This window comes from Streptomyces sp. NPDC098789 (assembly GCF_044759975.1).
In the GTDB taxonomy this organism is placed as follows: Bacteria; Actinomycetota; Actinomycetes; order Streptomycetales; family Streptomycetaceae; genus Streptomyces.
Map to the genome: position 1 here is coordinate 740303 of NZ_JBIWAJ010000001.1, position 25261 is coordinate 765563.

Annotated in this window: 25 protein-coding genes; 19 read left to right on the forward strand and 6 right to left on the reverse strand. The window is 71.9% G+C overall.

The window, feature by feature from the left end; genetic code table 11:
- Positions 1-64 precede the first annotated feature (64 nt).
- The 3 genes from ACIQWR_RS03570 to ACIQWR_RS03580 are packed head-to-tail and all read left to right on the forward strand — an operon-like array spanning position 65 to position 3021.
- A complete protein-coding gene (locus ACIQWR_RS03570) occupies positions 65-817 on the forward strand; it encodes a lysophospholipid acyltransferase family protein (protein ID WP_404004849.1) in 753 nt (250 codons plus the stop codon).
- On the forward strand, positions 814-1824 hold the full coding sequence (locus ACIQWR_RS03575) for an NAD(P)H-dependent glycerol-3-phosphate dehydrogenase (protein WP_404004851.1): 1011 nt from the start codon (positions 814-816) through the stop codon (positions 1822-1824). Before ACIQWR_RS03570 ends, ACIQWR_RS03575 begins: the two co-directional genes overlap by 4 nt.
- 39 nt (positions 1825-1863) lie before the next feature.
- Positions 1864-3021: a D-alanine--D-alanine ligase family protein gene (locus ACIQWR_RS03580; protein ID WP_399265664.1), complete on the forward strand. Its 1158-nt coding sequence runs from the start codon at positions 1864-1866 to the stop codon at positions 3019-3021.
- Between the two features lie 84 nt (positions 3022-3105).
- Here ACIQWR_RS03580 and ACIQWR_RS03585 read toward each other — a convergent pair whose 3' ends face one another.
- The gene (locus tag ACIQWR_RS03585; RefSeq protein ID WP_404005038.1) at positions 3106-3606 is read right to left on the reverse strand and encodes a DUF3515 domain-containing protein; all 501 of its coding nucleotides are present in this window, start codon (positions 3604-3606) and stop codon (positions 3106-3108) included.
- A 23-nt stretch (positions 3607-3629) separates the two neighbouring features.
- Complete coding sequence (locus tag ACIQWR_RS03590; RefSeq protein ID WP_404004853.1) at positions 3630-3863, reverse strand: Lrp/AsnC ligand binding domain-containing protein; 234 nt, start codon at positions 3861-3863, stop codon at positions 3630-3632.
- Between the two features lie 236 nt (positions 3864-4099).
- On the opposite strand from ACIQWR_RS03590, the gene ACIQWR_RS03595 reads away from it, so the two are divergent.
- Positions 4100-5080: a thiamine-phosphate kinase gene (locus ACIQWR_RS03595; RefSeq protein WP_356407989.1), complete on the forward strand. Its 981-nt coding sequence runs from the start codon at positions 4100-4102 to the stop codon at positions 5078-5080.
- Entirely contained in the window at positions 5077-5880 is an 804-nt protein-coding gene (gene thiD, locus ACIQWR_RS03600; protein ID WP_404004855.1) for a bifunctional hydroxymethylpyrimidine kinase/phosphomethylpyrimidine kinase, read from the forward strand. The genes ACIQWR_RS03595 and thiD overlap by 4 nt, the downstream gene beginning before the upstream one ends.
- A 156-nt stretch (positions 5881-6036) precedes the next feature.
- Here the strand turns inward: thiD and rpmB are convergent, their stop codons facing one another.
- Positions 6037-6222 (reverse strand): 50S ribosomal protein L28, encoded by a 186-nt coding sequence (rpmB, locus tag ACIQWR_RS03605; RefSeq protein WP_073911113.1) that lies wholly within the window; start codon positions 6220-6222, stop codon positions 6037-6039.
- A 253-nt stretch (positions 6223-6475) separates the two neighbouring features.
- On the opposite strand from rpmB, the gene ACIQWR_RS03610 reads away from it, so the two are divergent.
- From ACIQWR_RS03610 to mutM, 9 genes are all read left to right on the forward strand, one after another.
- Entirely contained in the window at positions 6476-8152 is a 1677-nt protein-coding gene (locus ACIQWR_RS03610) for a DAK2 domain-containing protein (RefSeq protein ID WP_404005039.1), read from the forward strand.
- A gap of 61 nt (positions 8153-8213) precedes the next feature.
- Positions 8214-10427: an ATP-dependent DNA helicase RecG gene (gene recG, locus ACIQWR_RS03615; protein WP_404004857.1), complete on the forward strand. Its 2214-nt coding sequence runs from the start codon at positions 8214-8216 to the stop codon at positions 10425-10427.
- A gap of 67 nt (positions 10428-10494) precedes the next feature.
- Positions 10495-11073, forward strand: coding sequence for a 16S rRNA (guanine(966)-N(2))-methyltransferase RsmD (gene rsmD / locus ACIQWR_RS03620; protein WP_404004859.1), 579 nt, complete (start codon positions 10495-10497; stop codon positions 11071-11073).
- A gap of 29 nt (positions 11074-11102) precedes the next feature.
- Positions 11103-11582, forward strand: coding sequence for a pantetheine-phosphate adenylyltransferase (gene coaD, locus ACIQWR_RS03625; protein WP_404005041.1), 480 nt, complete (start codon positions 11103-11105; stop codon positions 11580-11582).
- Between the two features lie 94 nt (positions 11583-11676).
- A complete protein-coding gene (locus tag ACIQWR_RS03630) occupies positions 11677-12795 on the forward strand; it encodes a cell division initiation protein (RefSeq protein WP_404004861.1) in 1119 nt (372 codons plus the stop codon).
- Positions 12796-12938: 143 nt separating this feature from the next.
- Positions 12939-13586 (forward strand): YceD family protein, encoded by a 648-nt coding sequence (locus ACIQWR_RS03635; protein WP_399265878.1) that lies wholly within the window; start codon positions 12939-12941, stop codon positions 13584-13586.
- Positions 13587-13588: 2 nt separating this feature from the next.
- Positions 13589-13762 carry a 50S ribosomal protein L32 gene (gene rpmF / locus ACIQWR_RS03640; RefSeq protein WP_003965982.1) on the forward strand — a complete coding sequence of 58 codons (174 nt, stop codon included), beginning with the start codon at positions 13589-13591 and terminating at the stop codon, positions 13760-13762.
- Between the two features lie 19 nt (positions 13763-13781).
- On the forward strand, positions 13782-14621 hold the full coding sequence (gene rnc, locus ACIQWR_RS03645) for a ribonuclease III (protein WP_404004863.1): 840 nt from the start codon (positions 13782-13784) through the stop codon (positions 14619-14621).
- 127 nt (positions 14622-14748) lie between these two features.
- Positions 14749-15618, forward strand: a complete 870-nt coding sequence (gene mutM / locus ACIQWR_RS03650; RefSeq protein WP_404004865.1) for a bifunctional DNA-formamidopyrimidine glycosylase/DNA-(apurinic or apyrimidinic site) lyase — start codon at positions 14749-14751, stop codon at positions 15616-15618.
- On the opposite strand, the gene ACIQWR_RS03655 is transcribed toward mutM, so the two are convergent.
- Complete coding sequence (locus tag ACIQWR_RS03655) at positions 15591-15998, reverse strand: winged helix-turn-helix transcriptional regulator (RefSeq protein ID WP_399265683.1); 408 nt, start codon at positions 15996-15998, stop codon at positions 15591-15593. The genes mutM and ACIQWR_RS03655 overlap by 28 nt on opposite strands.
- A gap of 105 nt (positions 15999-16103) precedes the next feature.
- Here ACIQWR_RS03655 and ACIQWR_RS03660 point away from each other — a divergent pair, with 105 nt between their 5' ends.
- Complete coding sequence (locus tag ACIQWR_RS03660; protein WP_404004867.1) at positions 16104-16706, forward strand: flavodoxin family protein; 603 nt, start codon at positions 16104-16106, stop codon at positions 16704-16706.
- 34 nt (positions 16707-16740) lie between these two features.
- Here ACIQWR_RS03660 and ACIQWR_RS03665 read toward each other — a convergent pair whose 3' ends face one another.
- Positions 16741-17601, reverse strand: coding sequence for a CAP domain-containing protein (locus tag ACIQWR_RS03665; RefSeq protein WP_404004869.1), 861 nt, complete (start codon positions 17599-17601; stop codon positions 16741-16743).
- A 123-nt stretch (positions 17602-17724) separates the two neighbouring features.
- Between ACIQWR_RS03665 and ACIQWR_RS03670 the strand changes: the two genes are divergently transcribed.
- The 4 genes from ACIQWR_RS03670 (at position 17725) to ACIQWR_RS03685 (ending at position 24217) form a co-directional block, all read left to right on the forward strand.
- A complete protein-coding gene (locus tag ACIQWR_RS03670) occupies positions 17725-18006 on the forward strand; it encodes an acylphosphatase (RefSeq protein ID WP_399265689.1) in 282 nt (93 codons plus the stop codon).
- 314 nt (positions 18007-18320) lie between these two features.
- On the forward strand, positions 18321-18536 hold the full coding sequence (locus ACIQWR_RS03675; protein WP_283460000.1) for a hypothetical protein: 216 nt from the start codon (positions 18321-18323) through the stop codon (positions 18534-18536).
- Positions 18537-18765: 229 nt separating this feature from the next.
- Positions 18766-22530 carry an AAA family ATPase gene (locus ACIQWR_RS03680; RefSeq protein ID WP_404004871.1) on the forward strand — a complete coding sequence of 1255 codons (3765 nt, stop codon included), beginning with the start codon at positions 18766-18768 and terminating at the stop codon, positions 22528-22530.
- Between the two features lie 256 nt (positions 22531-22786).
- Positions 22787-24217 carry a sugar porter family MFS transporter gene (locus ACIQWR_RS03685; RefSeq protein WP_404004873.1) on the forward strand — a complete coding sequence of 477 codons (1431 nt, stop codon included), beginning with the start codon at positions 22787-22789 and terminating at the stop codon, positions 24215-24217.
- Positions 24218-24260: 43 nt separating this feature from the next.
- On the opposite strand, the gene ACIQWR_RS03690 is transcribed toward ACIQWR_RS03685, so the two are convergent.
- Complete coding sequence (locus ACIQWR_RS03690; RefSeq protein ID WP_404004875.1) at positions 24261-25247, reverse strand: LLM class flavin-dependent oxidoreductase; 987 nt, start codon at positions 25245-25247, stop codon at positions 24261-24263.
- Positions 25248-25261: the final 14 nt, after the last annotated feature.

The following is a 25261-nucleotide window of genomic DNA, read 5'->3' on the forward strand; positions in this document are numbered from 1 at the left end:
GAGAGAGACTTGTCCGGGCCGATCGGGTGCCCGCCGCGCACCGGTCCTAGAGGAAGGTGTCCGAGTGTCCCGCCGCAGAATCGGCTTCTGGTACCGCCTGGCGGCGGTCATCGCGAAACCGCCGCTGGTAGTGCTCTTCAAGCGGGACTGGCAGGGAATGGAGCACATTCCGGCCGAGGGCGGATTTATCACCGCCGTCAATCACAACTCGTATCTGGACCCGCTCTCCTACGCGCACTTCCAGTACAACACCGGCCGGGTGCCCCGATTGCTCGCGAAGGCCGCCCTCTTCAAGGTGCCGATTGTCGGTTCGATCCTGCGCGGATCAGGACAGATCCCCGTCTACCGGGAGTCCACGAACGCCCTCGTCGCATTCCGGGCCGCCGTCGACGCGATCGAGCGCGGGGAATGCGTGGCCTTTTACCCGGAGGGCACCCTCACCCGCGATCCCGATCAGTGGCCCATGGCCGGCAAGACCGGCGCCGCGCGGGTGGCCCTGCTGACGAAGGCGCCCGTCATCCCGGTGGCCCAGTGGGGCGCGAACCTCGCGGTGCCGCCATACGCCACGGAGAACAAGGTCCGGCTCTTCCCGCGCAAGACCCTCCAGGTGCTCGCCGGACCGCCCGTGGACCTCTCCGAGTTCTACGACAGGGAGCCGACGCCGGACGTCCTCAAGGCCGTCACCGAAGTCATCATGGCGGCCATCACGGAGCTGCTGGAGGAACTGCGCGGAGAGACCGCTCCCGTGCAGCCGTACGACCACCGCAAGGCCAGGGTGGAACAGCGGCGCAAGGCCGCGGGGGAGGGGGAGAAGTGACGCGCACCGTCAAAGCTGCCGTGTTCGGAACCGGCTCGTGGGGCACGGCCTTCGGCATGGTGCTCGCCGACGCCGGCTGCGAGGTGGTCCTGTGGGGCCGCCGCGCCGAAGCGGTCGAGGCCATCAACACCGGCCGGTCCAACCCGGACTACCTCCCGGGCGTCGCACTGCCCGAGAACCTGCGCGCCACCACCGACGCGGCCGAGGCCGCCCGGGGCGCCGACTTCGTCGTCCTCGCCATCCCCTCGCAGACCCTGCGCGGCAACCTCGCCGAATGGGCCCCGCTGCTCCCCGCCGACAGCGTGCTCGTCTCCCTGATGAAGGGCATCGAACTCGGCAGCGCCAAGCGGATGAGCGAGGTCATCGAAGAGGTGGCGAAGGTCCCCTCCGCGCGCGTCGCCGTGGTCACCGGCCCCAACCTGGCCCGCGAGATCGCCGCCCGGCAGCCCGCCGCCGCCGTGGTCGCCTGCGTCGACGAGGGCGTCGCCCAACGCCTCCAGACCGCCTGCCACACCCCGTACTTCCGCCCGTACACCAGCACCGACGTCATCGGCTGCGAGCTCGGCGGCGCCGTCAAGAACGTCATCGGCCTCGCCGTGGGCATCGCCGACGGCATGGGCCTGGGCGACAACACCAAGGGCTCCCTGATCACCCGCGGCCTGGCCGAAGCCACCCGGCTGGGCCTGGCCATGGGCGCCGACCCGCTCACCTTCTCGGGCCTCGCGGGCCTCGGTGACCTGGTCGCCACCTGCTCCTCGCCGCTCTCCCGGAACCACACCTTCGGCACCAACCTCGGCCGCGGGATGACCCTGGAGGAGACCATCGCGGTCACCAAGCAGACCGCGGAGGGGGTCAAGTCCTGCGAGTCGGTGGCCGATCTGGCCCGCCGTCACGGAGTGGACATGCCCATCACGGACACGGTGGTCGACATCGTCCACCACGGCAAGCCGCCGCTGGTGGCCCTGAAGGAGCTCATGGGCCGCAGCGCCAAACCGGAACGCCGCTGACTCCGTTCCGGTACCTGGACCGGGTACCCTCGGACCGATATGAGCAGCCAGAACTCTTCCCAGAGCCCTGACCAGCAGGGTCGCAAGCCGCGCGTGGCCGTCGTGTTCGGCGGCCGCAGCTCCGAACACGCCATCTCGGTCGTCACTGCGGGCGCGGTTCTGCGTTCCATCGACCGGTCCAAGTACGAGGTGCTGCCCATCGGCATCACCACGGACGGCCGGTGGGCCCTGACGGCCGACGAGCCCGAGCGGATGGCCATCGCCGACCGCAAGCTCCCCAGCGTCGAGGACCTGGCCGACTCCGCCGGGGGCACCGTGGTGCTCCCGGTCGACCCGGCCAGCCGCGAGGTCGTCTACACCGAACCCGGTGTCGTGCCCAAGGCGCTGGGCGAGGTCGACGTCGTCTTCCCCGTCCTGCACGGTCCCTACGGCGAGGACGGCACCCTCCAGGGCCTCCTCGAACTGTCCGGCATCCCCTACGTCGGCTCGGGCGTCCTCGCCTCGGCCGTCGGCCAGGACAAGGACTACATGAAGCGGGTGTTCACCTCCTTCGGGCTGCCGGTCGGCCCGTACGTGACCATCCGCCCCCGCGAGTGGGAGCGCGACGAGAGCGCCGCCCGCGAGAAGATCGTGGCCTTCGCCGCCGAACACGGCTGGCCCCTGTTCGTGAAGCCGGCCCGCGCCGGGTCCTCCATCGGCATCACCAAGGTCGACGACCCGTCCGGCCTCGACGACGCCCTCAAGGAAGCCCAGCGCCACGACCCGAAGGTCATCGTGGAGGCGCTGCTGCGCGGCCGCGAGATCGAGTGCGGAGTGCTGGAGTTCGAGGACGGTCCCCGCGCGAGCGTGCCCGCCGAGATCCCGCCGGTCTCCAGCCACGACTTCTACGACTTCGAGGCGAAGTACATCGACTCCGCCTCCGGTCTGGTCCCCGCCCCGCTGACCCCGGAGCAGACCGCGGAGGTCCAGCGCCTCGCGATCGAGGCCTTCGAGGCCGCGTCCTGCGAGGGCCTGGTGCGCGCCGACTTCTTCCTCACCGAGGACGGCACCTTCGTCATCAACGAGATCAACACGATGCCGGGGTTCACCCCCATCTCCATGTACCCGCGGATGTGGCAGGAGACCGGCGTCGCGTACCCGGAGCTGGTGGACCGTCTGATCCAGGCGGCCCTGCGCCGCTCCACGGGGCTGCGCTAGGGTCCCCGCGCCACGACGCACGAGAGACCGCCCGCCGGGTCACGGATCCGGCGGGCGGTTCTCAGTGGGCGCAGGGGGGAGCGATCAGTAGGAGGCGATGCCCTCGGGCACGGTCTTCTTGACCGCGGCCGACAGGGGCACCAGGAGACCGGCGTCCTTGGCGTGCTCCTTGTCCACCGTGACCTCGGTGTACGCCAGGCGCAGCCCGGTGGTGAAGCGGAAACCGCCACCGTCGAGCTGCTCCAGCAGCCACCCCACGCCGTTCACCTCGACGCCGTCCTGTGCGGGATCCGACATCGCGGGGGGCTTGGGGATACCGCACCGCAGTACGATCGCCGAGCCGCCCCACGCGGCGGTCAGGTCGGAAGACGGTTGGGCGGGCGAGCGCTTCAGGCCGGCCACCGTCTCCGGGAGCTCCTCGTGCAGCGCGGCACAGAGCCCCGCGACCTCGGCGGGCGGCGTGGGGGGCGGAGCCACCCGGGCCCCGGCGGTACCCGGGGAGCAGCCCGCGAGGACTGCCACGGCGAGTACGGCCATCGGGGCGGGCAGGGCCAGCAGACGGACGGGCCGGTGGTGGAGGGACATCACCGGCCAAGAGTAGACGGGGGCTACAAATGGACGACCGGGCAGGTCAAGGTGCGGGTGATGCCGTCCACCTGCTGGACCTTCGCGACCACCATGCGGCCGAGTTCGTCCACGGTGTCGGCCTGGGCCCGCACGATCACGTCGTACGGCCCCGTCACGTCCTCGGCCTGGATCACCCCCTGGATCCGGCCGATCGACTCGGCCACCACCGATGCCTTGCCCACCTCGGTCTGGATGAGGATGTACGCCTGTACCACGGAACCTCCAGAGCGGCCGCGAGGATCATTTCCCCTAATCTTCGGGTGGGAAGTCCCGGGCCCGGGGAGAAAGGGACGCCACGGTACCGCGTCGCCGAGCGCCACGGGGAGACCCGGGGGCCCGGTGCCACGCGCAGCGGGGCGTACGGGGAGCAGAAGTTGACGTATCTGTTGACGGTACCCAGAGCTGGGACGGCTCGCGACCGCGAGCGGACTGGGCCAGAAGGAGCACAGCGATGAAGGGCACTGTCGGCGAGCTGGGGGAGTTCGGGCTCATCAAGGAGCTGACCTCACGGCTGACCACCACCCCCGCGGTCCGGCTCGGACCCGGTGACGACGCCGCCGTCGTGTCCGCGCCCGACCGGCGGGTCGTGGCCAGCACGGACATCCTGCTGGAGGGACGGCACTTCCGGCGCGACTGGTCCACCGCCTACGACGTAGGACGCAAGGCCGCCGCGCAGAACCTGGCCGACATCGCCGCCATGGGCGCGGTGCCGACCGCGCTGCTGCTCGGCCTCGTCGTACCGGCCGAGCTGCCGGTCACCTGGCCGACCGAGCTCATGGACGGGCTGCGGGACGAATGCCAGGTCGCCGGCGCGGCCGTGGTCGGCGGGGACGTCGTGCGCGGGGACACCATCACGGTGGCCATCACCGCCCTCGGCGATCTGCGCAACCACGACCCCGTGCTGCGCTCCGGCGCCCGGCCCGGCGACGTCGTCGCCGTCACCGGCTGGCTCGGCTGGTCGGCGGCGGGCTTCGCGGTGCTCTCCCGGGGGTTCCGCTCCCCGCGGGCCTTCGTCGAGGCGCACCGACGCCCCGAACCGCCCTACCACGCGGGCCCCGCGGCCGCCGGACTCGGCGCCACGGCCATGACCGACGTCAGTGACGGCCTGGTCGCCGACCTCGGCCACATCGCCGAGGCCAGCAAGGTCCGCATCGACCTGCGCTCGGCCGCCGTCGACATCCCGACGCAGATGCACGACATCGGTCAGGCCGTCGGCGTGGACCCGCTCCAGTGGGTGCTCACCGGGGGAGAGGACCACGCGATCGTGGCCACCTTCCCGCCCGACGTGAAGCTCCCGGCCCGCTGGAAGGTCATCGGCGAGGTGCTCAACCGGTCCGCGCTGCCCCAGGTGACCGTGGACGGCGCGCCCTGGACCAGCACCGGCGGCTGGGACCACTTCGGCGCCGACCCGGCGCAGGAACCCCCGAGATGAGCGGTGCGCCACCGCTGTGCCTGACCGTCGCCGGATCCGATTCCGGCGGCGGGGCGGGCATCCAGGCCGACCTCAAGACCATGCTGGCCCTCGGGGTGCACGGGATGAGCGTGGTCACCGCCGTGACGGCCCAGAACTCCCTCGGGGTGCGCGGGGTGTGGGAACTGCCGGCCGAGGCCGTGACGGCCCAGTACCGGGCCGTGGTGGACGACATCGGGGTGGGGGCGGTCAAGACCGGCATGCTCTCCTCCGCGGTCCTGGTGGAGACCGTGGCCGCGCTGCTGGCCGAGACCGCGGCTCCGGCCGTGGTGGACCCCGTCGGGGTCTCCAAGCACGGGGACGCCCTGCTCGCGGCGTCCGCGCTGGAGGCCGTCCGCACGCGACTGCTGCCGCGGGCCACCGTGGCCACCCCGAACCTCGACGAAGTGGCCCAGCTGACGGGCGTGCGGGTGGAGAGCGAGGACGACATGCGGCGGGCCGCCGGGGCGGTCCTCGGCTACGGGCCGCGCTGGGCCCTGATCAAGGGCGGCCACCTCGCCTCGGGCCACCAGGCCGTCGACCTGCTCAGCGACGGCTCCACGGAGCTGTGGCTCCGGGCGCCCCGCCACGACAACCGGCACACGCACGGCACCGGCTGCACCCTGGCGAGCGCGATCGCCGCGGGCCTGGCCAAGGGCCTGGACGTCCCGGCGGCGGTCACCGCGGCCAAGGACTACGTCACGGGCGCCATCGCGTCCGGCTTCGCCCTCGGCGCGGGCATCGGCCCCGTTGACCACGCCTGGCGGTGGCGGACCCCCTAGGGGGTCAACGCGGGACGGCCGCCCCGGCAGTGGTCGCGGGGCGGCCGTCCGTACGCGGTCCGCTGTTGTGCCCGGACAAAGGCAAAAGACCGGTCCACCGAGGTGGACCGGTCTTTTTGGCAACCGGAAAGGGCTGCGCTACGACGACGGAAGGCGTCAGCGCGAGACCTTGCCGGCCTTGATGCACGAGGTGCAGGCGTTGAGGCGCTTCGGCGTCCCATTGACCACGGCACGGACGCGCTGGATGTTCGGGTTCCAGCGACGCGAGGTGCGGCGGTGCGAGTGGGAGATGCTGTTGCCGAAGCTCGGCCCCTTGGCGCAAACGTCGCAGTTGGCAGCCACAGGTCACTCCAAAGACTTCAGATGCAATTACAGTGAAACCGGCGCACCGGAATCAGAGATCTGCGAGATCTGAAGTGGTTTGCCGGGGGATTGGCCCGACTCTCATCGGGCAACCGGAGCAGCATACAACGACTGCGTCCGTCCAAGAAAACTACCATGGCGGCCACGGACCCCGTCCCGGGTGCACCCCGGATCCCGGGCCGTCCTTCGTTACCCTGCGGTGAACCCTCGCCCGCTCAAGGAGGAACACCCGGTGCCGCACGAGCCGCACAGCCTGGACGCCGCCGCGGTGCGCACCTGGAGCTCCCTGACCCTGGCCGCACTGGGCCGGGCCCGCGAGGACATCGACGCGATCAACGTCTATCCGGTCGCCGACGCCGACACCGGGACCAACCTCTACCTGACCGCCTGCTCGGCCGCCCGGGCCCTGGAGGCCGCCTTCGACGCCCCCGCGGATGTGAGCGAGGGCACAGCGCGCGGCGACGGCGCGGTCGGAGCCGGCGCCGCCACCTCGCTGGGCGACGCCGTACGGGCCTACGCCCACGGAGCCCTCACCGGGGCCCGCGGCAACTCCGGGACGATCTTCGCGCAGCTGCTGCGCGGGGTGGCCGACGTACTCGGCGGGGAACCCCGCGCGACGGCGTCGGGCGGACTGCTGGCCGGCGCGCTCGCCCGGGCCGCGGAATCGGCGTACCAGGCCGTCGCCCACCCCGTCGAGGGGACCATGCTCACCGTCGCCGCCGCGGCGGCCCGGGCCGCCGGCGCCGCCGAGGCGGCCGCCGGGAGCGCGGCCGACGTGGCCCGCGCCGCCTACGAGGGGGCCCGAGCCGCCCTCGCCGAGACCCCGGGGCAACTGGCCGTGCTGGGCCGGGCCGGGGTCGTCGACGCCGGGGGCTGCGGGATCGTCGCCGTGCTCGGGGCGCTGTGGCAGGCCCTGTCCGGGCAGGAGGTGCCACAGGAGCCGGTGCGCGGGCGGGCCGTGGCCGTACCGACGCGGCAGCAGCCCTGCGACGAGGAGCCGGACGGGCCCGGGTACGAGGTGACCTACCTGCTCGACGCCCCCGACCCGGCCGTCGACCTGCTGCGCGAGGCGCTGGACGCCCTCGGCGACTCGCTCGTGGTCGTCGGCGGCGACGGACTGTGGAACGTCCACGTCCACGTCGACGACCCCGGCGCCGCCGTGGAAGCCGGAGTGGTCGCCGGACGGCCCTACCGGATCCGCATCACCCACTTCGGCGACGAACGCCGCCGCGCCCGCACCGAGCGCGCCCAGCGTGCCGTGGTCGCCGTCGTCCAGGGCGAGGGCCTGGCCGGGCTCTGCCAGGAGGCGGGCGCGACCACCGTGCTCGCCCTGCCCGGCGAACCGCCCGCCGCCGCCGAGATCGCCGCCGCCGTGCGGCGCGCCCACGCCCGCGAAGTGGTCCTGCTGCCCGGCGGCGCCGAACAGCGCGCGGCCGCCGCGGCCGCCGCCGAACAGGCGCGCGCCGACGGCGTACGGGTCGCCGTCATCCCCACCCGGTCCGCCGTCCAGGGCCTGGCCGCCCTCGCCGTGCACGACCCGGACGCCAGCTTCGACGAGGACGTCGTCGCCATGACCGCCGCCGCGGGGGCCACCCGCCACGGCGAACTCGCCATCGCCGAACGGCAGTCCTTCACCTCGGCCGGGATCTGCCAGGCCGGCGACGTCCTCGGACTCATCGACGGCGACGTCGCGGTCATCGGATCGGAGCTCGCGGAGACCGCGGAAGCCGTCCTGGAACGAATGCTGGGCTCCGGCGGCGAACTCGTCACCCTGGTCCTCGGCCCGGAGGTGCCGGACGCGCTCGCCGCGCGCCTGGAGGCGTACGTGCAGCACGGGCACCTGGCCGTGGACACCCTCACCTACCGGGGCGGCCGCTACTCCGCGCCCCTGCTCATCGGCATCGAATAGGCGCCGGGCGGCGGGCCGCCGGGGGGCCGGGACCGGGTCGCGTGTCCGCGTTGTCACAGGGATGGTGTGCAATGAACGGGTGCCCGCGCTCGACGAAGATCTCAAGAAGACCCTCGGCCCCGCCACCGCCAAGGTGCTGGCCGAGCAGCTCGGCCTGCACACGGCCCTGGACCTGCTGCACCACTACCCGCGCCGGTACGCCGAGCGCGGGGAGCTGACCTCCCTGGCGGAGCTGGCCGACCAGATCGACGAGCACGTCACCGTCGTCGCCCAGGTCGCCGACGCCCGCGTGCTCACCTTCAACGGAGGTCGCGGCAAGCGGCTGGAGGTGACCATCACCGACGGCAGCGGCCGGCTCCAACTCGTCTTCTTCGGCGCGGGCGTCCACAAACCGCACAAGGACCTGCTCCCCGGCAGCCGCGCGATGTTCGCGGGCAAGGTCTCGATGTTCAACCGCAAGCTCCAGCTCGCCCACCCCGCCTACGAGCCCCTGGGCCTGGACGCCACCACGGCCGAGGCGGTCGACGCCTTCGCCCAGCAGCTGATCCCGATCTACCCGGCCTGCAAGCAGCTGGAGTCGTGGAAGGTAGCCAAGGCGGTCGACGCGGTCCTGCCCAGCGCCCAGGAGGCCGTGGACCCGCTGCCGCCCGCGCTGCGCGAGGGCCGCGGGATGCTCCCGCTCACCGAAGCGCTGCTCGCGATCCACCGGCCCCGCACCAAGGCCGACGTCGAAGCCGCCCGCCAGCGGCTCAAGTGGGACGAGGCCTTCGTCCTCCAGGTCGCCCTGGCCCGGCGCCGCCACGCGGACACCCTGCTGCCCGCGGTCCCGCGCCGCCCCGCCCCCGACGGCCTGTTGGATGCCTTCGACGCCAAGCTCCCCTTCACCCTCACCGACGGCCAGCTCACGGTCTCCCGGGAGATCTTCGACGACCTGGCCACCGACCACCCCATGCACCGCCTCCTCCAGGGCGAGGTCGGCTCGGGCAAGACCATGGTCGCCCTGCGCGCGATGCTCGCCGTCGTCGACTGCGGCGGACAGGCCGCGATGCTCGCGCCCACCGAGGTGCTCGCCCAGCAGCACCACCGCTCGATCACCGAGATGATGGGCGAACTCGCCGAGGGCGGCCTGCTCGGCGGCTCCGACCGGGGCACCAAGGTGGTGCTGCTCACCGGCTCGATGGGCACGGCCGCGCGGCGCCGGGCGCTCCTGGACCTGATCACCGGCGAGGCCGGGATCGTCATCGGCACGCACGCCCTGATCGAGGACAAGGTGAAGTTCCACGACCTCGGCCTCGTCGTGGTCGACGAACAGCACCGCTTCGGCGTGGAGCAGCGCGACGCCCTGCGCTCCAAGGGCAAGCAGCCCCCGCACCTGCTCGTGATGACCGCGACCCCGATCCCGCGCACGGTCGCGATGACCGTCTTCGGCGACCTGGAGACCTCCGTCCTGGACCAGCTCCCGGCCGGACGCTCCCCGATCGCCACCCACGTGGTGCCCGCCAAGGACAAGCCGCACTTCCTCACCCGGGCCTGGGAGCGGGTCCGCGAGGAGGTGGAGAAGGGGCACCAGGCGTACGTGGTGTGCCCGCGCATCGGCGACGGCGAGGACGACCCGAAGGCCGCCAAGAAGAAGGCCGCGGCGGAGGAGGACGGGGACAAGCGCCCGCCGCTCGCCGTCCTGGACATCGCCGGACAACTGGCCGGTGGCCCGCTCGCCGGGCTGTCCGTCGAGGTGCTGCACGGCCGGATGGACCCGGCCGACAAGGACGACGTGATGCGCCGCTTCGCCGCGGGCGAGGTGAAGGTGCTGGTCGCCACGACCGTCATCGAGGTCGGGGTGAACGTACCCAACTCCACGGTCATGGTGATCATGGACGCCGACCGCTTCGGGGTGTCCCAGCTCCACCAGCTGCGCGGCCGCGTCGGCCGCGGCTCCGCCCCCGGGCTGTGCCTGCTGGTCAGCGAGATGCACGAGGCCAGTCCGGCCCGGGCCCGGCTCGCCGCCGTCGCCGCCACCCTCGACGGCTTCGAGCTCTCCCGCATCGACCTCGAACAGCGCCGCGAGGGGGACGTCCTCGGCCAGGCCCAGTCGGGCGTGCGCTCCTCCCTGCGGATGCTGTCCGTCATCGAGGACGAGGAGGTCATCGCGCAGGCCCGCGAGGAGGCCGCCCGGGTCGTCGCCGAGGACCCCGAGCTGACCGGGCTGCCCGGTCTGCTGACCGCGCTCGACGCGCTGCTCGACACCGAGCGCGAGCAGTACCTGGAGAAGGGCTGACCAGGAGGCCCCGCCGAGGAGGTCCTATCGTGGAGCCGCGAGCATTCCCTGAGCGAAGGACCTCCACATGACCCGCGTGATCGCCGGCAGCGCCGGTGGGCGACGCCTCGCCGTGCCGCCCGGCACCGGCACCCGGCCCACCTCCGACCGGATGCGCGAGGGCCTCTTCTCCACCTGGGAGTCACTGCACGGAGTCGGCGGGGCCCGGGTCCTCGACCTGTACGGCGGCTCCGGCGCGGTCGGCCTGGAGGCCCTCTCGCGCGGCGCCGCGCACACCCTGCTCGTGGAGGCCGACGCCAAGGCCGCGAAGGCGATCCGCGACAACATCGCGACGCTCGGCCTGCCGGGCGCCGAGTTCCGGGCGGGCAGAGCGGAGCTGATCGTCGCCGTCCGGGCGCTCGGGGACCCGTACGACATCGTTTTCCTGGACCCGCCGTACGAGGTCGCACATGACGATCTTGCGGAGATCCTGCTCACACTCCGGTCGAATGCCTGGCTCACCGACGATGCGCTCGTCACCGTGGAACGCAGCACCAGAAGCGGTGCGTTCCCCTGGCCCGACGGTTTCGAGCCGCTCCGCTCCCGGCGGTACGGCGAAGGCACCCTTTGGTACGGTCGCGCCGCCTTCACCAGCGAAGAGTCATGATGCCCGCACCGGAGAGCGAGGGACTTCAGTTGCGCCGCGCCGTCTGTCCGGGGTCGTTCGACCCCATCACCAACGGACACCTCGACATCATCGGCAGAGCCGCCAGGCTCTACGACGTCGTGCATGTCGCCGTGATGATCAACCAGTCGAAGCAGGGTCTGTTCACCATCGAGGAGCGGATCGAGCTGATCCGCGAGGCCACCGCCGGCTACGGGAACGTCGAGGTCGAGTCCTTCCACGGGCTGCTCGTCGACTTCTGCAAGCAGCGGGACATCCCGGCCATCGTCAAGGGCCTGCGCGCCGTCAGCGACTTCGACTACGAGCTCCAGATGGCCCAGATGAACATGGGCCTGACCGGGGTCGAGACGCTCTTCGTGCCGACCAACCCGACCTACAGCTTCCTGTCCTCCTCCCTGGTCAAGGAGGTGGCGACCTGGGGCGGCGACGTCTCCCACCTGCTGCCGACCTTCGTCCACACCGCGCTGATGGAACGCCTGCACGGCAACTGACGCCGCCTGACGCGCTGCCGGGCGCCACCCGGTGGCCGTACAGTCGACCCGTCCGTCTCAGGAACCACCCGAGGCCGAGAGAGTGCGAGCCGCCGTGGACGTGCAGAAGAAGCTCGACGAGATCGTCGCGTCGGTCGGCGGCGCCCGGTCCATGCCGATGTCCGCCTCGTGCGTGATCAACCGCGCCGAACTGCTGGCCCAGCTCGAAGAGGTGCGCCAGGCACTGCCGGGCTCTCTCGCCCAGGCGCGGGAGCTGATCGGCGGACGGGAACAGATGGTCGAGGAGGCCCGCCGCGAGGCGGACCGGATCATCGAGTCCGCGCACGCCCAGCGGGGCTCGCTGGTCTCCGACACCGAGGTCGCGCGGCGCTCGCAGGGCGAGGCGGACCGGATCCTGGCCCAGGCCCGCCAGGAGGCCGAGGCGATCCGGGCCGAGGCGGACGACTACGTCGACAGCAAGCTCGCGAACTTCGAGGCGGTCCTCTCCAAGACCATCGGGTCCGTCGACCGCGGCCGCGAGAAGCTGCTCGGGCGCGGCCCCGGGCTGGACGAGCACGGCTTCGCGGACGCGGAGGCGCCGGAGCGCAGCCACGACCCCGAGACCCAGCGACGCCAGGTCGACGCCTACGTCGACACCAAGCTGGCCACCTTCGAGGCGGTGCTGGCCAAGACCCTGGAGGCGGTCGGCCGCGGCCGCCAGAAGCTGCTCGGCCGGCTGCCCACGGACGACCTGGGCGCGCACATGGCGGCCCAGGACGCGGCGGGCGGGCAGCAGCACACGACGAGCGACGCGGACTTCCTGGCCGGCCTGGCGGAGCCGGCCGCCGTGATCCCGCAGCAGTCCCAGCCGCCGCGGGAACCGGTGTACGAGGCCTACTCCTACGAGCAGCGGCCCCCGCAGCAGCCGGCGCCGGACGGGTACGGCTACCAGGACCCCTACGGCTACCAGCAGACCCCGCAGCAGCCGGACCCGTACGCCGCGTACCAGCCCCAGCACCAGGGCGGCCAGCACCAGCAGCCGGACCCGTACGCCGCCTACGAGCAGCCCGGCCAGCAGCAGCACCAGCAGCCTGGTCAGCAGCACCAGCAGCACCAGCAGCAGCCCGGCCAGCAGCACCAACAGCCCGCGCAGCAGGCGCTCGACGAGACCAGCTTCTTCGACACGAGCATGATCAACCTGGACCAGCTGCGCCAGTACGAGCAGGGCCGCTGACCCTGCCCCGTCGGCCCCGCGGTCCCGGATTGGGCTCAGAGCGAAGCGGCGGGTATCCTGGCTCTTCGGTCGCGCGTATGCGACGCGATCCTTGCTGCCCGCAAGCGGCAAACAGCTCAGCGATTTCGAAAGCAGGACCAGCCCTGAACACCCACCTCGACCACCGCAACCCCCTCGTGTTCGATACGCACGAGCTGGGTCGGCGTCCTGGTGCGTTGCTGCGGCTGACCCGCGAGATCGCGGCGCCGGGGGACTTCGGTCTCGCGGACGTCATCGGAGTGCCGGAAGGCGCGCCGGTGAAGCTGAGGCTCCGGCTGGAGTCCGTCATGGAAGGGGTGCTTGTCACAGGCACCGCCCGTGCACAGGCCGCCGGAGAGTGCGTAAGGTGTCTGGAGGCCGTGGAGCGCGAGCTCAAGGCGGACTTCCAGGAGATGTTCTCGTACCCTGACGCCGACGACCGGGGCCGTGTGAAAACGGAACCGGGCGACGACGTTGAGAATGACGAGGACACGCTCTTCATCGAGGACGGCTTGTTCGACCTCGAATCAGTGCTGCGTGACGCGGTGGTGCTCGCACTGCCGCTGCAGCCGGTGTGCCGGGAGGACTGTCTCGGACTGTGTCCCGAATGCGGGACCAGTCTGAACGACGACCCGGACCACCACCATGACGCCACCGACATTCGTTGGGCAGCGTTGCAGGGACTCGTCGTGACCGATCAGGACGACGAGAAGGACAACATGAGCGGCGTCGCATCTGACGTCCAGCGCGCCGCCGAGAAGCAGGAGAAGTAGCCGTGGCTGTTCCGAAGCGGAAGATGTCGCGCAGCAACACGCGCCACCGCCGGTCGCAGTGGAAGGCTGCGGTCCCCACCCTGGTTTCGTGCGAGCGTTGCCAGGAGCCGAAGCTCCAGCACATTGCGTGCCCGAGCTGCGGCACCTACAACAAGCGCCAGGTCCTCGAGGTCTGAGCGGCTGGTGAGAGGCGCAATGTCTGAGCTTGCCGGCGGCCAAACGCAGGCAGACACGAACAACGCGGCCTCGTCCCACACGCTTCTGGAAGGGCGGCTCGGGTATCACCTCGAGTCCGCCCTTCTGGTGCGTGCACTGACCCACCGTTCGTACGCGTACGAGAACGGCGGTCTGCCCACCAACGAGCGGCTGGAGTTCCTCGGGGACTCCGTGCTCGGCCTGGTGGTCACGGACACGCTCTATCGGATCCACCCGGACCTGCCGGAAGGCCAACTGGCCAAACTGCGGGCCGCTGTGGTCAATTCGCGTGCGTTGGCGGAGGTCGGGCGCGGGCTCGAACTCGGTCTCTTCATCCGGCTCGGCCGGGGCGAAGAAGGCACGGGCGGCCGGGACAAGGCCTCCATCCTCGCCGACACCCTTGAAGCGGTGATCGGCGCGGTCTACCTCGACCAGGGTCTCGACGCGGCAGCGGAGCTGGTTCACCGGCTCTTCGATCCGTTGATCGAGAAGTCCTCGAGCCTCGGCGCAGGCCTGGACTGGAAGACCAGTCTCCAGGAACTGACCGCGGCCGAGGGACTCGGTGTGCCCGAGTACCTGGTCAGCGAGATGGGACCGGACCACGAGAAAACCTTCACCGCTGCTGCTCGCGTCGGTGGTGTCTCGTACGGCACCGGCACCGGCCGCAGCAAGAAGGAAGCGGAACAGCAGGCTGCGGAGTCCGCATGGCGCGGTATCCGCGCCGCCGCGGACGAGCGGATCGGGGCGACAGCCGCTCCCGCCGCCGCACCGGCTGTCACCGAGGCTCCGGCCGAGGACGGCGGGGCGCCGACGCCCGCCGGCCCGACGCCGACGGCCTGACTTCCTTCGGGATTTCCCCCGCCCGCCCCTGCTCCGGCAGGGGCGGGCGGACCCGTTTCCGGACCCCCCGCCGCGCGGCGCTAAGCTCGGGGCGAGTCGAGAAGGAACGCCCGCCCAAGGAGACGCCGTGCCCGAGCTGCCCGAAGTCGAAGTCGTGCGGCGCGGGTTGGCGCGCTGGGTGGCCGGGCGGACGGTCGACTCCGTGGAGGTGCTGCACCCCCGCGCGGTACGCCGCCACCCCGGTGGTGGCGCCGATTTCGCGGCGCGCCTGGCCGGCCGGACCATCGGCGCCCCGCAGCGGCGCGGCAAGTACCTGTGGCTGCCCCTGGACGACCGGGACCTGTCCGTACTGGCCCACCTCGGCATGAGCGGTCAGCTCCTGGTGCAGCCCACCGGGGCCCCGGACGAGAAGCACCTGCGCATCCGGGTCCGCTTCGACGACTCCACGGGGACCGAGCTGCGCTTCGTCGACCAGCGGACCTTCGGCGGGCTCTCGCTGCACCCGACCGTCGCCGACAGCGCCGAAGGGCTCCCCGAGGTCATCGCGCACATCGCGCGCGACCCCCTGGACCCGGCCTTCGACGAGGCCGTCTACCACGCGGCGCTGCGCGCCAAGCGGACCACGCTCAAGCGGGCCCTGCTGGACCAGTCCCTGATCAGCGGCATCGGCAACATCTACGCGGACGAGGCGCTGTGGCGCGCCAAGCTGCACTACGAGCGCCCCACCGCCGCCCTCACGCGCCCCCGGAGCCAGGAACTCCTCGGTCACGTCCGCGACGTGATGAACGCGGCCCTCGCCGTCGGCGGGACCAGCTTCGACAGCCTCTACGTCAACGTGAACGGCGAGTCGGGCTACTTCGACCGCTCCCTCGACGCCTACGGGCGCGAGGACGAGCCGTGCCGGCGCTGCGGCACGCCGATGCGCCGCCGCCCCTGGATGAACAGGTCCAGCTACTTCTGCCCGCGCTGTCAGCGCCCGCCGCGCGCCTCGTCGTAGGACTGCCGGGCGGCCAGCACCGGGGTCATGCTGCCCTCGACGAAGTGGATCAGTGACAGCAGCCGCTCGGCGATCTCCCGGCCCAGCGGCGTCAGCTCGTAGTCCACGCGCGGGGGGTTCGTCGGCTGCGCCTCGCGGTGCACGATGCCGTCGCGCTCCAGCGCGTGCAGCGTCTGGGAGAGCATCTTCTCGCTCACCCCGTCGACCCGGCGGCGCAGTTCGTTGAAGCGGCGCGCTCCGTCGTAGAGGGCGCCGACCGTCAGGCTGCCCCAGCGCCCGGTGACGTGCTCCAAGGTCTCCCGGGACGGGCAGGCGCGCGCGAAAACATCGAACGGTAGTTCGGCCGCTGCGGCACTTTCGGTACAGACAGGGGTCTCCATGAGGAACAGACTACTCCTGCGCAGCGCTAACCAATAGCTTGCGCTTTCCAAAAGTTAGTGTTTACCTTCTCTCGACGCACCACCACGTTCCAGAGGAGATCCACCGTGTCCGCTCCGCTCCCCACCCCCGTCGTCTCGATCGCCTACCACTCCGGCTACGGGCACACCGCCGTCGTCGCCGAGGCCGTCCGCGCCGGCGCCGTCGACGCGGGTGCGACCGTGCACCTGATCAAGGTCGACGAGATCGACGACGCCCAGTGGGAACTCCTCGACGGCTCCGACGCGATCGTCTTCGGTTCCCCGACCTACATGGGCACCGCGTCCGGCGCCTTCCACGTCTTCGCCGAGGCCAGCTCGAAGCGCTGGTTCGCCGACGCCTGGCAGGACAAGCTGGCGGCGGGCTTCACGAACTCCGCGTCCAAGAGCGGCGACAAGGGCAACACCCTGGACTACTTCCAGACGCTGGCCGCGCAGCACGGCATGAACTGGATCAACCTGGGCCTGAAGCCGGGTTGGAACTCCAGCACCGCTTCCGAGAACGACATCAACCGCCTCGGGTTCTTCGACGGCGCCGCCGCGCAGAGCAACTCCGACCAGGGCGTCGAAGGCGTGCACAAGGCCGACCTGCTGACCGCGGAGCACCTCGGCCGCCGCGTCGCCGGGACGACCCGCGTCTTCCTCGCGGGCCGCGTCGCCGTCGCCGCCTGACCCGCGCGGGGCACGGGCCCGGGAGGGCCAGCGGTCAGAAGCCGAAGTCCTGGGTCCACCACGGGCCGCCGGAGGCGAGGTACACCCCGACGCCGAGGGTGCGGTACTCGCAGTTGAGGATGTTGGCCCGGTGGCCAGGACTGTCCATCCACGCCCTCATCACCGCGTCGGCGTCGCCCTGACCCCGGGCGATGTTCTCCCCGCCGAGGCTGGTGATCCCGGCGTTCGACGCGCGGTCCCACGGGGTCTTCCCGTCCGGGTCGGTGTGGTCGAAGAAGCCGCGCACGGCCATGTCCTTGCTGAAGGCGCCGGCGAGGGCGGCCAGCGGCGGGTTCGCGCGCACCGGACCACAGCCGGCCTTCGCCCGCTCCACGTTCACCAGCGTCAGCACGGCGGCCTCCTCGGAGGACCCCCCGCCGGAGGTCGGCGCGGAGGGCTTGGCGGGCGGCGGATCGGCCGGCTTCGGCGGCTTGGGCGCCGCCGGTACGGGCGTCTGCGCGGCCTTCGTCGAGGGCGCGGGCGAGGGGGGGGCCGACGCGGAAGCCGAGGCGGACGGGCTCGGCGAGGCCGACGGCGAGGGGGAGCCCGAAGGGCTGCCGGATGCGCTGCCGGAGGGGGACGGGGCGTCGGGGGAGCGGCCGGAAAGGTTCGCCAGGCCGCCCTGCTCGCTGGCGTCCGAGGCGCCGCCGGCGTCCTTGTGCGCGGAGCCCTTGGCCTCGGTCTTGCCGTCCGAGCCCTGGCCGACGTAGGGGAAGCTCCCGCCGACGGGCACCAGGCCGGTGGTCACGGCCGCGGTCCCCAGGACCACTGCCACGCAGGCGCCGAGCAGGCCGGTGCGCACGGCGAGGCCGCCGCGGCCGTCGCGCTGCGGCGCGGGGAGTCGGTGGCGTCCCATCGGCTGTGCCTTCCAAGATCAACCGTTACTCGCCCAAATGGGTGAGCATTGAGGCGCGACTGTAGCCCATGGCGTGCCGGGGGCAAGGTGACCGGAATCCGATTGCCCGGTTAGCGTTCACGCATGAATGAACATGTCCGGGTGACCGCCTGGGTACGCGGCCGGGTACAGGGAGTGGGCTTCCGCTGGTTCACCAGGGCCAATGCGCTGGAGATCGGCGAGCTGGTGGGCTTCGCGCTCAACCTCGACGACGGGCGGGTACAGGTCGTCGCCGAAGGTCAACGTGAGAATTGCCACCGGCTGCTCGACTGGCTCCGGTCCGCCGACACGCCCGGGCGGGTGGACGGGGTGACCGAGATCTGGGGAATTCCGCGCGGCGGCTATGACGGGTTCGCGATCCGGTGATCGTGCGCTGATCGCATCTACATACCGCCGGAACTGCGCATACGTTGCCGAGCGTGGTCATGAGTGGAAGGCTCGGAGGTGCGGACGATCTCCGTCCCCCTTGCGGGAAACGGGCTGCCCGCCGATACAGGGCGTGATCGTGTTGACCGTCAAACTTTTTGGTGAGACGCTGGAAGCCCCGCGCACCTGAGCTGTTTGGCAGTGTTGGCAGTATTTAGCGCAGTGACTGACAGCCACTGCCGGACAACGCGGGTGCGATTCCCTCACGACCCACACCGCTTCGGTCGGTCACTCAGTGTGGAGGACCATCCATCATGGCAAAGGCGCTTCTCGGTTACGTCGGCGGTTCCGACCCGCGACTCCTCGCCGAGATGCGACGGCTTCAGCAGCGCGTCCAGGACCTCGAGTCCGAGCTCGGACGAATCCAGTCCGAGAATGACGCTCTGAACGCGGCCGCCGCTCAGCACGGAGACTTGCTGCTGGACAGCATCGACATCGACGTACCCCAGGCGGAGCCTGCGCTCACCTGATTCGCGATCTCGTCGCTGTGACTGTCAGCCCGATCTTCTCGACTGTCAGCACCGCTTGATCTGCAAGGGACGCTTCGGCGTCCCTTCTTTTCTTTCCCGTCGTCCTCGTCGATCTCCGCCGGCTTCGCCGTTCTCCCATTGCGCCAGGTGGGGGGCCATTTCCTTTAACGTCAGATGTGCCCTGCACCTTCATGGGCGAAACCGAACGTGAAAGGTAGAGTCCGGCGGCGTGCACCTCAAGGCCCTGACCCTGCGCGGTTTCAAATCGTTCGCATCCGCCACCACCCTGCGTTTCGAGCCGGGCATCACCTGTGTCGTCGGCCCCAACGGCTCGGGCAAGTCCAATGTGGTGGACGCACTCTCCTGGGTCATGGGTGAGCAAGGGGCCAAGTCCCTGCGCGGCGGCAAGATGGAGGACGTCATCTTCGCCGGGACCACCGGCCGGCCGCCGCTCGGCCGCGCCGAGGTCTCGCTGACCATCGACAATTCCGACGGCGCACTGCCGATCGACTATGCCGAGGTCACCATCACCCGGATCATGTTCCGGGGCGGCAGCAGCGAATACCAGATCAACGGGGACACCTGTCGGCTCCTGGACATCCAGGAGCTGCTCTCCGATTCCGGCATCGGCCGCGAGATGCACGTCATCGTCGGCCAGGGCCAGCTGGATTCCGTCCTGCACGCCGATCCGATGGGCCGCCGCGCCTTCATCGAGGAGGCGGCGGGCGTGCTCAAGCACCGCAAGCGCAAGGAGAAGGCGCTGCGGAAGCTGGACTCGATGCAGGCGAACCTCGCACGGGTCCAGGACCTCGGCGACGAACTGCGGCGCCAGCTCAAGCCGCTGGGACGGCAGGCCGCGGTCGCCCGGCGGGCCGCCGTCATCCAGGCCGACCTGCGCGACGCCCGGCTGCGGCTGCTCGCGGACGACCTCGTCATCCTGCGCGACGCGCTCGACGCGGAGATCGCGGACGAGTCCGCGCTGAAGGAACGCAAGGAGTCGGCCGAGGCGGAGCTGGCCGGGGCGCTGCGCCGGGAGGCCGAGTCGGAGGAGGCCGTGCGCGTGCTCGCGCCGCGGCTCCAGCGGGCGCAGCAGACCTGGTACGAACTGTCGCAACTGGCCGAGCGGGTCCGCGGCACGGCGTCGCTGGCCGAGGCACGGATCCGCAGCGCGACCGCTCCTGTCGAGGAGGAGCGGCGCGGCCGCGACCCCGAGGACCTGGAGAAGGAGGCCGCCCGGGTCCGCGACCAGGAAGCGGAACTGACGGCCGCGCTGGAGGCGGCGACCCGCGCCCTGGAGGACACCTCGGCGCACCGGGCGGAACTGGAACGCGCGCTGGAAGGCGAGGAACGCCGGCTGCGGGACGCGGCGCGGGCCATCGCCGACCGGCGCGAGGGCCTGGCCCGGCTGACCGGACGGCTGGGAGCGGCCCGTTCCCGGGCCTGGGCCGCGCAGGCGGAGATCGACCGGCTGGTCGCTGCCCGGGACGAAGCGGAATCCCGGTCGGTGGCGGCGCGCGGGGAGTACGAGGCCCTCGCCGAGGAGGTCGGGGCGCTGGACGCCGGCGAGGCCGTGGCGGCGGAACACGAAGCCGCACGGGCCGAGCTGACCGCCGCGGAGGCCGCGCTCTCCGCGGCCCGCGACGCACTGGCCGCGGCGCAGCGATCCAGCGCGGCGGTGTCCGCGCGCAGGGAGGCGCTGGCGCTCGGCCTGCGGCGCAAGGACGGCACCGCGGCGGTGCTGGCGGCCCGGGAGCAGTTGGCGGGCCTGCTCGGCCCGGCGGCGCAGCGGCTGTCGGTGGCCGCGGGGTACGAGGTGGCGGTCGCGGCGGCACTGGGCGCGGCGGCCGACGCCCTCGCCGTGACCTCCCCGGCGGCGGCCGCCGCCGCGATCCGGCACCTGCGCGACGCGGACGCCGGCCGGGCGACCTTCCTGATCGCCCCGACGGCGGTCCCGGCCCAGCCACCGGCCCCGGCGGCCGCCCCGGGAGATGACCCGGGCGCGATCGGGCCCGTACCGCCCGCCCAGGTCCCCGGCCCGAGCTCGCCGCTTCCCGCCCCCTCCACCGCCCCCGGCGCGGAGTCGGCCCTGGAGCCGGGCCCCGCGGGGGCCGTGCGCACCGTGGGGACGCGGGCCCCGGATCCCGTCGCGGCCCCGGCTCCCGGTGGGTCCGGCGTGGCCGTCGCCGAGCTGGTCGGCGGGGACGCCGGGCTGCGCCGGGCCGTGGCCCGGGTCGTGCGGGACTACCGGGTCGTGCCGGAACTGGCGGACGCGGAGGCCCTCGTGGCCGAGCACCCCGAGCTGGTCGCGGTGACCGTGGGGGGCGACGTACTGGGGGCGCACCTCGCCCAGGGCGGGGCCGCCGGAGCGCCCAGCCTCATCGAGGTGCAGGCGGCGGTCGACGAGGCGGACGCCGACCTGGCCGGCCTGGAGGTCGAGTGCCGGGAGCTGACCGGGGCCCGCACGGACGCCGAGGCCCGCCGCCGCGCGTGCGCCGAGCTGGTCGAGGACCTGGCCGAGCGGCGCCGCGCGGGCGAACGGGCGAAGGCCGGGGTCGCCCAGCAGCTCGGGCGACTGTCCGGCCAGGCCAAGGGCGCGGCGGGCGAGGCCGAGCGCTGCGCCGCCGCGGCGGCCACGGCGCAGGACGCGCTGGAGCAGGCGCTGGCCGATGTCGAGGAGTGCGCCGAACGGCTCGCGGTGGTCGAGGAGATGCCCGGCGCCGAGGAGCCGGACGCCGCGGCCCGCGACCGGCTCGCGGCGGACGGTGCCAACGCCCGGCAGACCGAGATGGAGGCACGGCTCCTGCTGCGCACCCACGAGGAACGGGTCAAGGCGCTGGCGGGCCGGGCCGATTCCCTCGACCGCGCGGCCCGGGCGGAGCGCGAGGCCCGGGCCCGGGCGGAGCGGCGCACGGCCCGGCGGCGCCACGAGGCCCGGGTGGCCACGGCGGTGGGCGACGGCGCCCGCCAGCTGTCGGCGCACATCGAGGTGTCCCTGGCCCGCGCGGACGGCGAGCGCCGGGCCGCGGAGTCGGCGAAGGGCGTCCGGGAGGGGGAGCTGGCGCAGGCCCGTACCCGCGGTCGCGACCTCAAGGGCGAACTCGACAAGCTCACCGACTCCGTGCACCGCGGCGAGGTGCTCGGCGCCGAGAAGCGGTTGCGCATCGAGCAGGTGGAGACCAAGGCGCTGGAGGAGTTCGGGGTGACGGCGGCCGGTCTGGTCGCCGAGTACGGACCGGACCAGCCGGTGTCCGCCGGTGAACCCGCCGAGCCCGCCGAGATCGAGGCGCGGGACGGCGGGGGAGCGGAGCGGGGCACCACGGACTCCGCCGCGCCGCTCGTTCCCTATGTCCGGGCGCAGCAGGAGAAGCGGCTGCGGGCCGCCGAACGGGCGCACCAGCAGCTCGGCAAGGTCAATCCGCTCGCTCTGGAGGAGTTCGCGGCGCTGGAGGAACGGCACAAGTTCCTGAGCGAGCAGCTCGAAGACCTGCGCAAGACCCGGGCCGACCTCCTTCAGGTGGTGAAGGAGGTCGACCAGCGCGTCGAGCAGGTGTTCACCGAGGCGTACCACGACACCGCCCGCGAGTTCGAGGGCGTCTTCTCGCGGCTCTTCCCGGGCGGCGAGGGGCGCCTCGTCCTGACCGATCCCGACAACATGCTCACCACCGGCGTGGACGTGGAGGCCCGCCCGCCGGGCAAGAAGGTCAAGCGGCTCTCGCTGCTCTCGGGCGGCGAACGCTCGCTGACGGCCGTGGCCCTGCTGGTCGCCATCTTCAAGGCCCGGCCCAGCCCGTTCTACGTGATGGACGAGGTCGAGGCGGCCCTGGACGACACGAACCTGCAGCGGCTGATCCGGATCATGGAGGAGCTCCAGGAGAGTTCCCAGCTGATCGTGATCACGCACCAGAAGCGGACGATGGAGGTCGCCGACGCGCTCTACGGGGTGTCGATGCAGGGCGACGGGGTCTCCAAGGTCATCAGCCAGCGCCTGCGCTGAGAAGAGGGCTACAGGAGGCCATCTCTTCAAGAAGTGAAGCCAAAGGGGCCCCCTTGCCCTCCCTGTTCCGCCAGATGGGTCACAAGGGCGGGTGGGGTGAAGTTCGGGGCACCTCTTGACTTCACAAAATGAAGACATAGGCTCGCTCCCGCTTGCCCTTCCTTTCGGGTGGTGGCCGATCTTGAACTGTGCGCCACTGGTAGGAATCACCCCCCACATCCGCCCGTCACCGCAGCCGGGCACGCAGGAGCAGACCTTGACCAGCACAGCGCAGGCGTCCTCGCCGGGCGGCGGACGTGCATCGCAGCCCGAGCACCTCGGTCACGTCATCTTCATCACCGCCGCCGCGGCGATGGGCGGCTTCCTCTTCGGGTACGACAGCTCCGTCATCAACGGCGCCGTCGAGGCCATCCGGGGCCGCTTCGACGTCGGCTCCGCCACCCTCGCCCAGGTGATCGCCGCCGCACTCATCGGCTGCGCCCTCGGCGCGGCCACCGCGGGCCGCATCGCCGACCGGATCGGCCGCATCCGCTGCATGCAGATCGCGGCCGTCCTCTTCACCGCGAGCGCCATCGGTTCCGCCCTGCCGTTCGCCCTCTGGGACCTGGCCGTGTGGCGCGTCATCGGCGGCTTCGGCATCGGCATGGCCTCGGTCATCGGCCCCGCCTACATCGCCGAGGTGTCGCCGCCCGCCTACCGCGGCCGCCTCGCCTCCTTCCAGCAGGCCGCGATCGTCATCGGCATCGCCATCTCCCAGCTCGTCAACTGGGGCATCCTGAACCTCGCGGGCGGCGACCAGCGCGGCAAGGTCGGCGGACTGGAAGCCTGGCAGTGGATGCTCGGCGTGATGGTGGTCCCGGCCGTGCTCTACGGGCTGCTCTCCTTCGCGATCCCCGAGTCCCCGCGCTTCCTCGTCTCGGTGGGGCGGATGGAGAAGGCCAAGATCGTCCTGCGCGAGGTCGAGGGCGAGAACATCGACGCCGACGCCCGGGTCCGCGAGATCGACAGCGCCATCCATTCGGAGCAGAAGTCCAGCTTCAAGGACCTGCTCGGCGGCGGCTTCGGCTTCCTGCCGATCGTCTGGATCGGCATCGGCCTCTCCGTCTTCCAGCAGCTCGTCGGCATCAACGTGATCTTCTACTACAGCTCCTCGCTGTGGCAGTCGGTCGGCATCGACCCGAGCTCCTCGTTCCTGTACTCCTTCGAGACCTCCGTCGTGAACATCATCGGTACGGTGATCGCGATGGTGTTCGTGGACCGGATCGGTCGCAAGCCGCTGGCCCTCATCGGCTCCGCGGGCATGACGGTCTCCCTCGCACTGGCCGCGTGGGCGTTCTCCTACAAGGACACCAGCGGCGGCGACATCGCCCTGCCGCACGCCCAGGGCCTGGTGGCCCTCATCGCCGCCAACTTCTTCGTCCTCTTCTTCGCCCTCTCGTGGGGCGTGGTGGTCTGGGTGCTGCTCGGCGAGATGTTCCCCGGCCGGATCCGCGCGGCCGCCCTCGGCGTGGCCGCCGCGGCCCAGTGGATCGCCAACTGGGTCATCACGGTGTCGTTCCCGACGCTCTCGGACTGGAACCTGTCCGGTGCGTACGTGATCTACGCGGTCTTCGCCCTGCTCTCGATCCCCTTCATCCTCAAGTGGGTGCCGGAGACCAAGGGCAAGGCGTTGGAGGAGATGGGGTAACCATTCCCCGCCACCGCCCCGTCTCCCCCGGTACTGCCCCGGCTCAGTCCTTGAGCCGGGGCAGTACCCGTTGGCACAGGAGCTCCAGGCTGCGCTGCCCCTCGTCCAGCGGCATGCCGCCGCACAGCGGGTGCAGGACCAGGTTGCCGGCCTCGCCCGCGCCCCGGGCGTACGTCACCGCCTCGTCCGGGGTCAGGATCCGGTACACCCCCTCCGCGCGCAGCTCCGCCACGGTCCGCGCGCCGGAGCGCACCGCCGAGCGGATGTCCTTGGACTGCCAGGAGGCGTACATGCCGGCCTCGTGCAGGAAGTGGTGGCCGTACAGCGCCCACGCGCGGTCCGGGTCCTCGGCGATGTGCAGCAGCGGCGTCTCGGCCGCGGGCATCATGCAGAAGCCCTCGGTGCCGTACTCCGCCAGCCGCGCGAGGTAGTACGCCTCCAGCTCCGGCAGGTGCGCGCTCGGGAAGAACGGCAGGCCGAGCCGGGCCGCGCGGCGGGCCGCCGCCTGCGAGCTGCCGCCGACCAGCAGCAGCGGGTGCGGCCGGGTGAAGGGGCGCGGGGTGACCTTCACGGTGCGGCCGCGGTAGGCGAAGGGCTCTCCGGTCCACGCCTGGAGCAGGGTCTCCAGCAGCTCGTCCTGGAGCTTGCCGCGCCGGCCCCACTCGACGCCGTGCTGCTCGTACTCCGCGGGCCGGTACCCGATGCCCGCCACGGTCACCAGGCGCCCGCCGCTCAGCAGGTCCAGGACCGCGATGTCCTCGGCGACCTTCAGCGGGTCGTGGAGCGGCCCGATGATCGCCGAGACCGTGACCGCGATCCGCCGGGTGGCGCCGAAGACCGCGCCCGCGAAGGCGAACGGCGAGGGCAGCCAGTTGTTGTCGGTGCCGTGGTGCTCCTCGGTCTGGAGGGTGTCGACGCCGTGCTCGTCGGCGTACCGGGCCATCTCCAGTGCCGCGCGGTAGCGGGCGGAGAGGGTCTCGGGCGTGCCGTCCGGGTCGATGAGGTTGAACCGGGCCACGGTGATGGGCATGAAGAAGTCCCCCT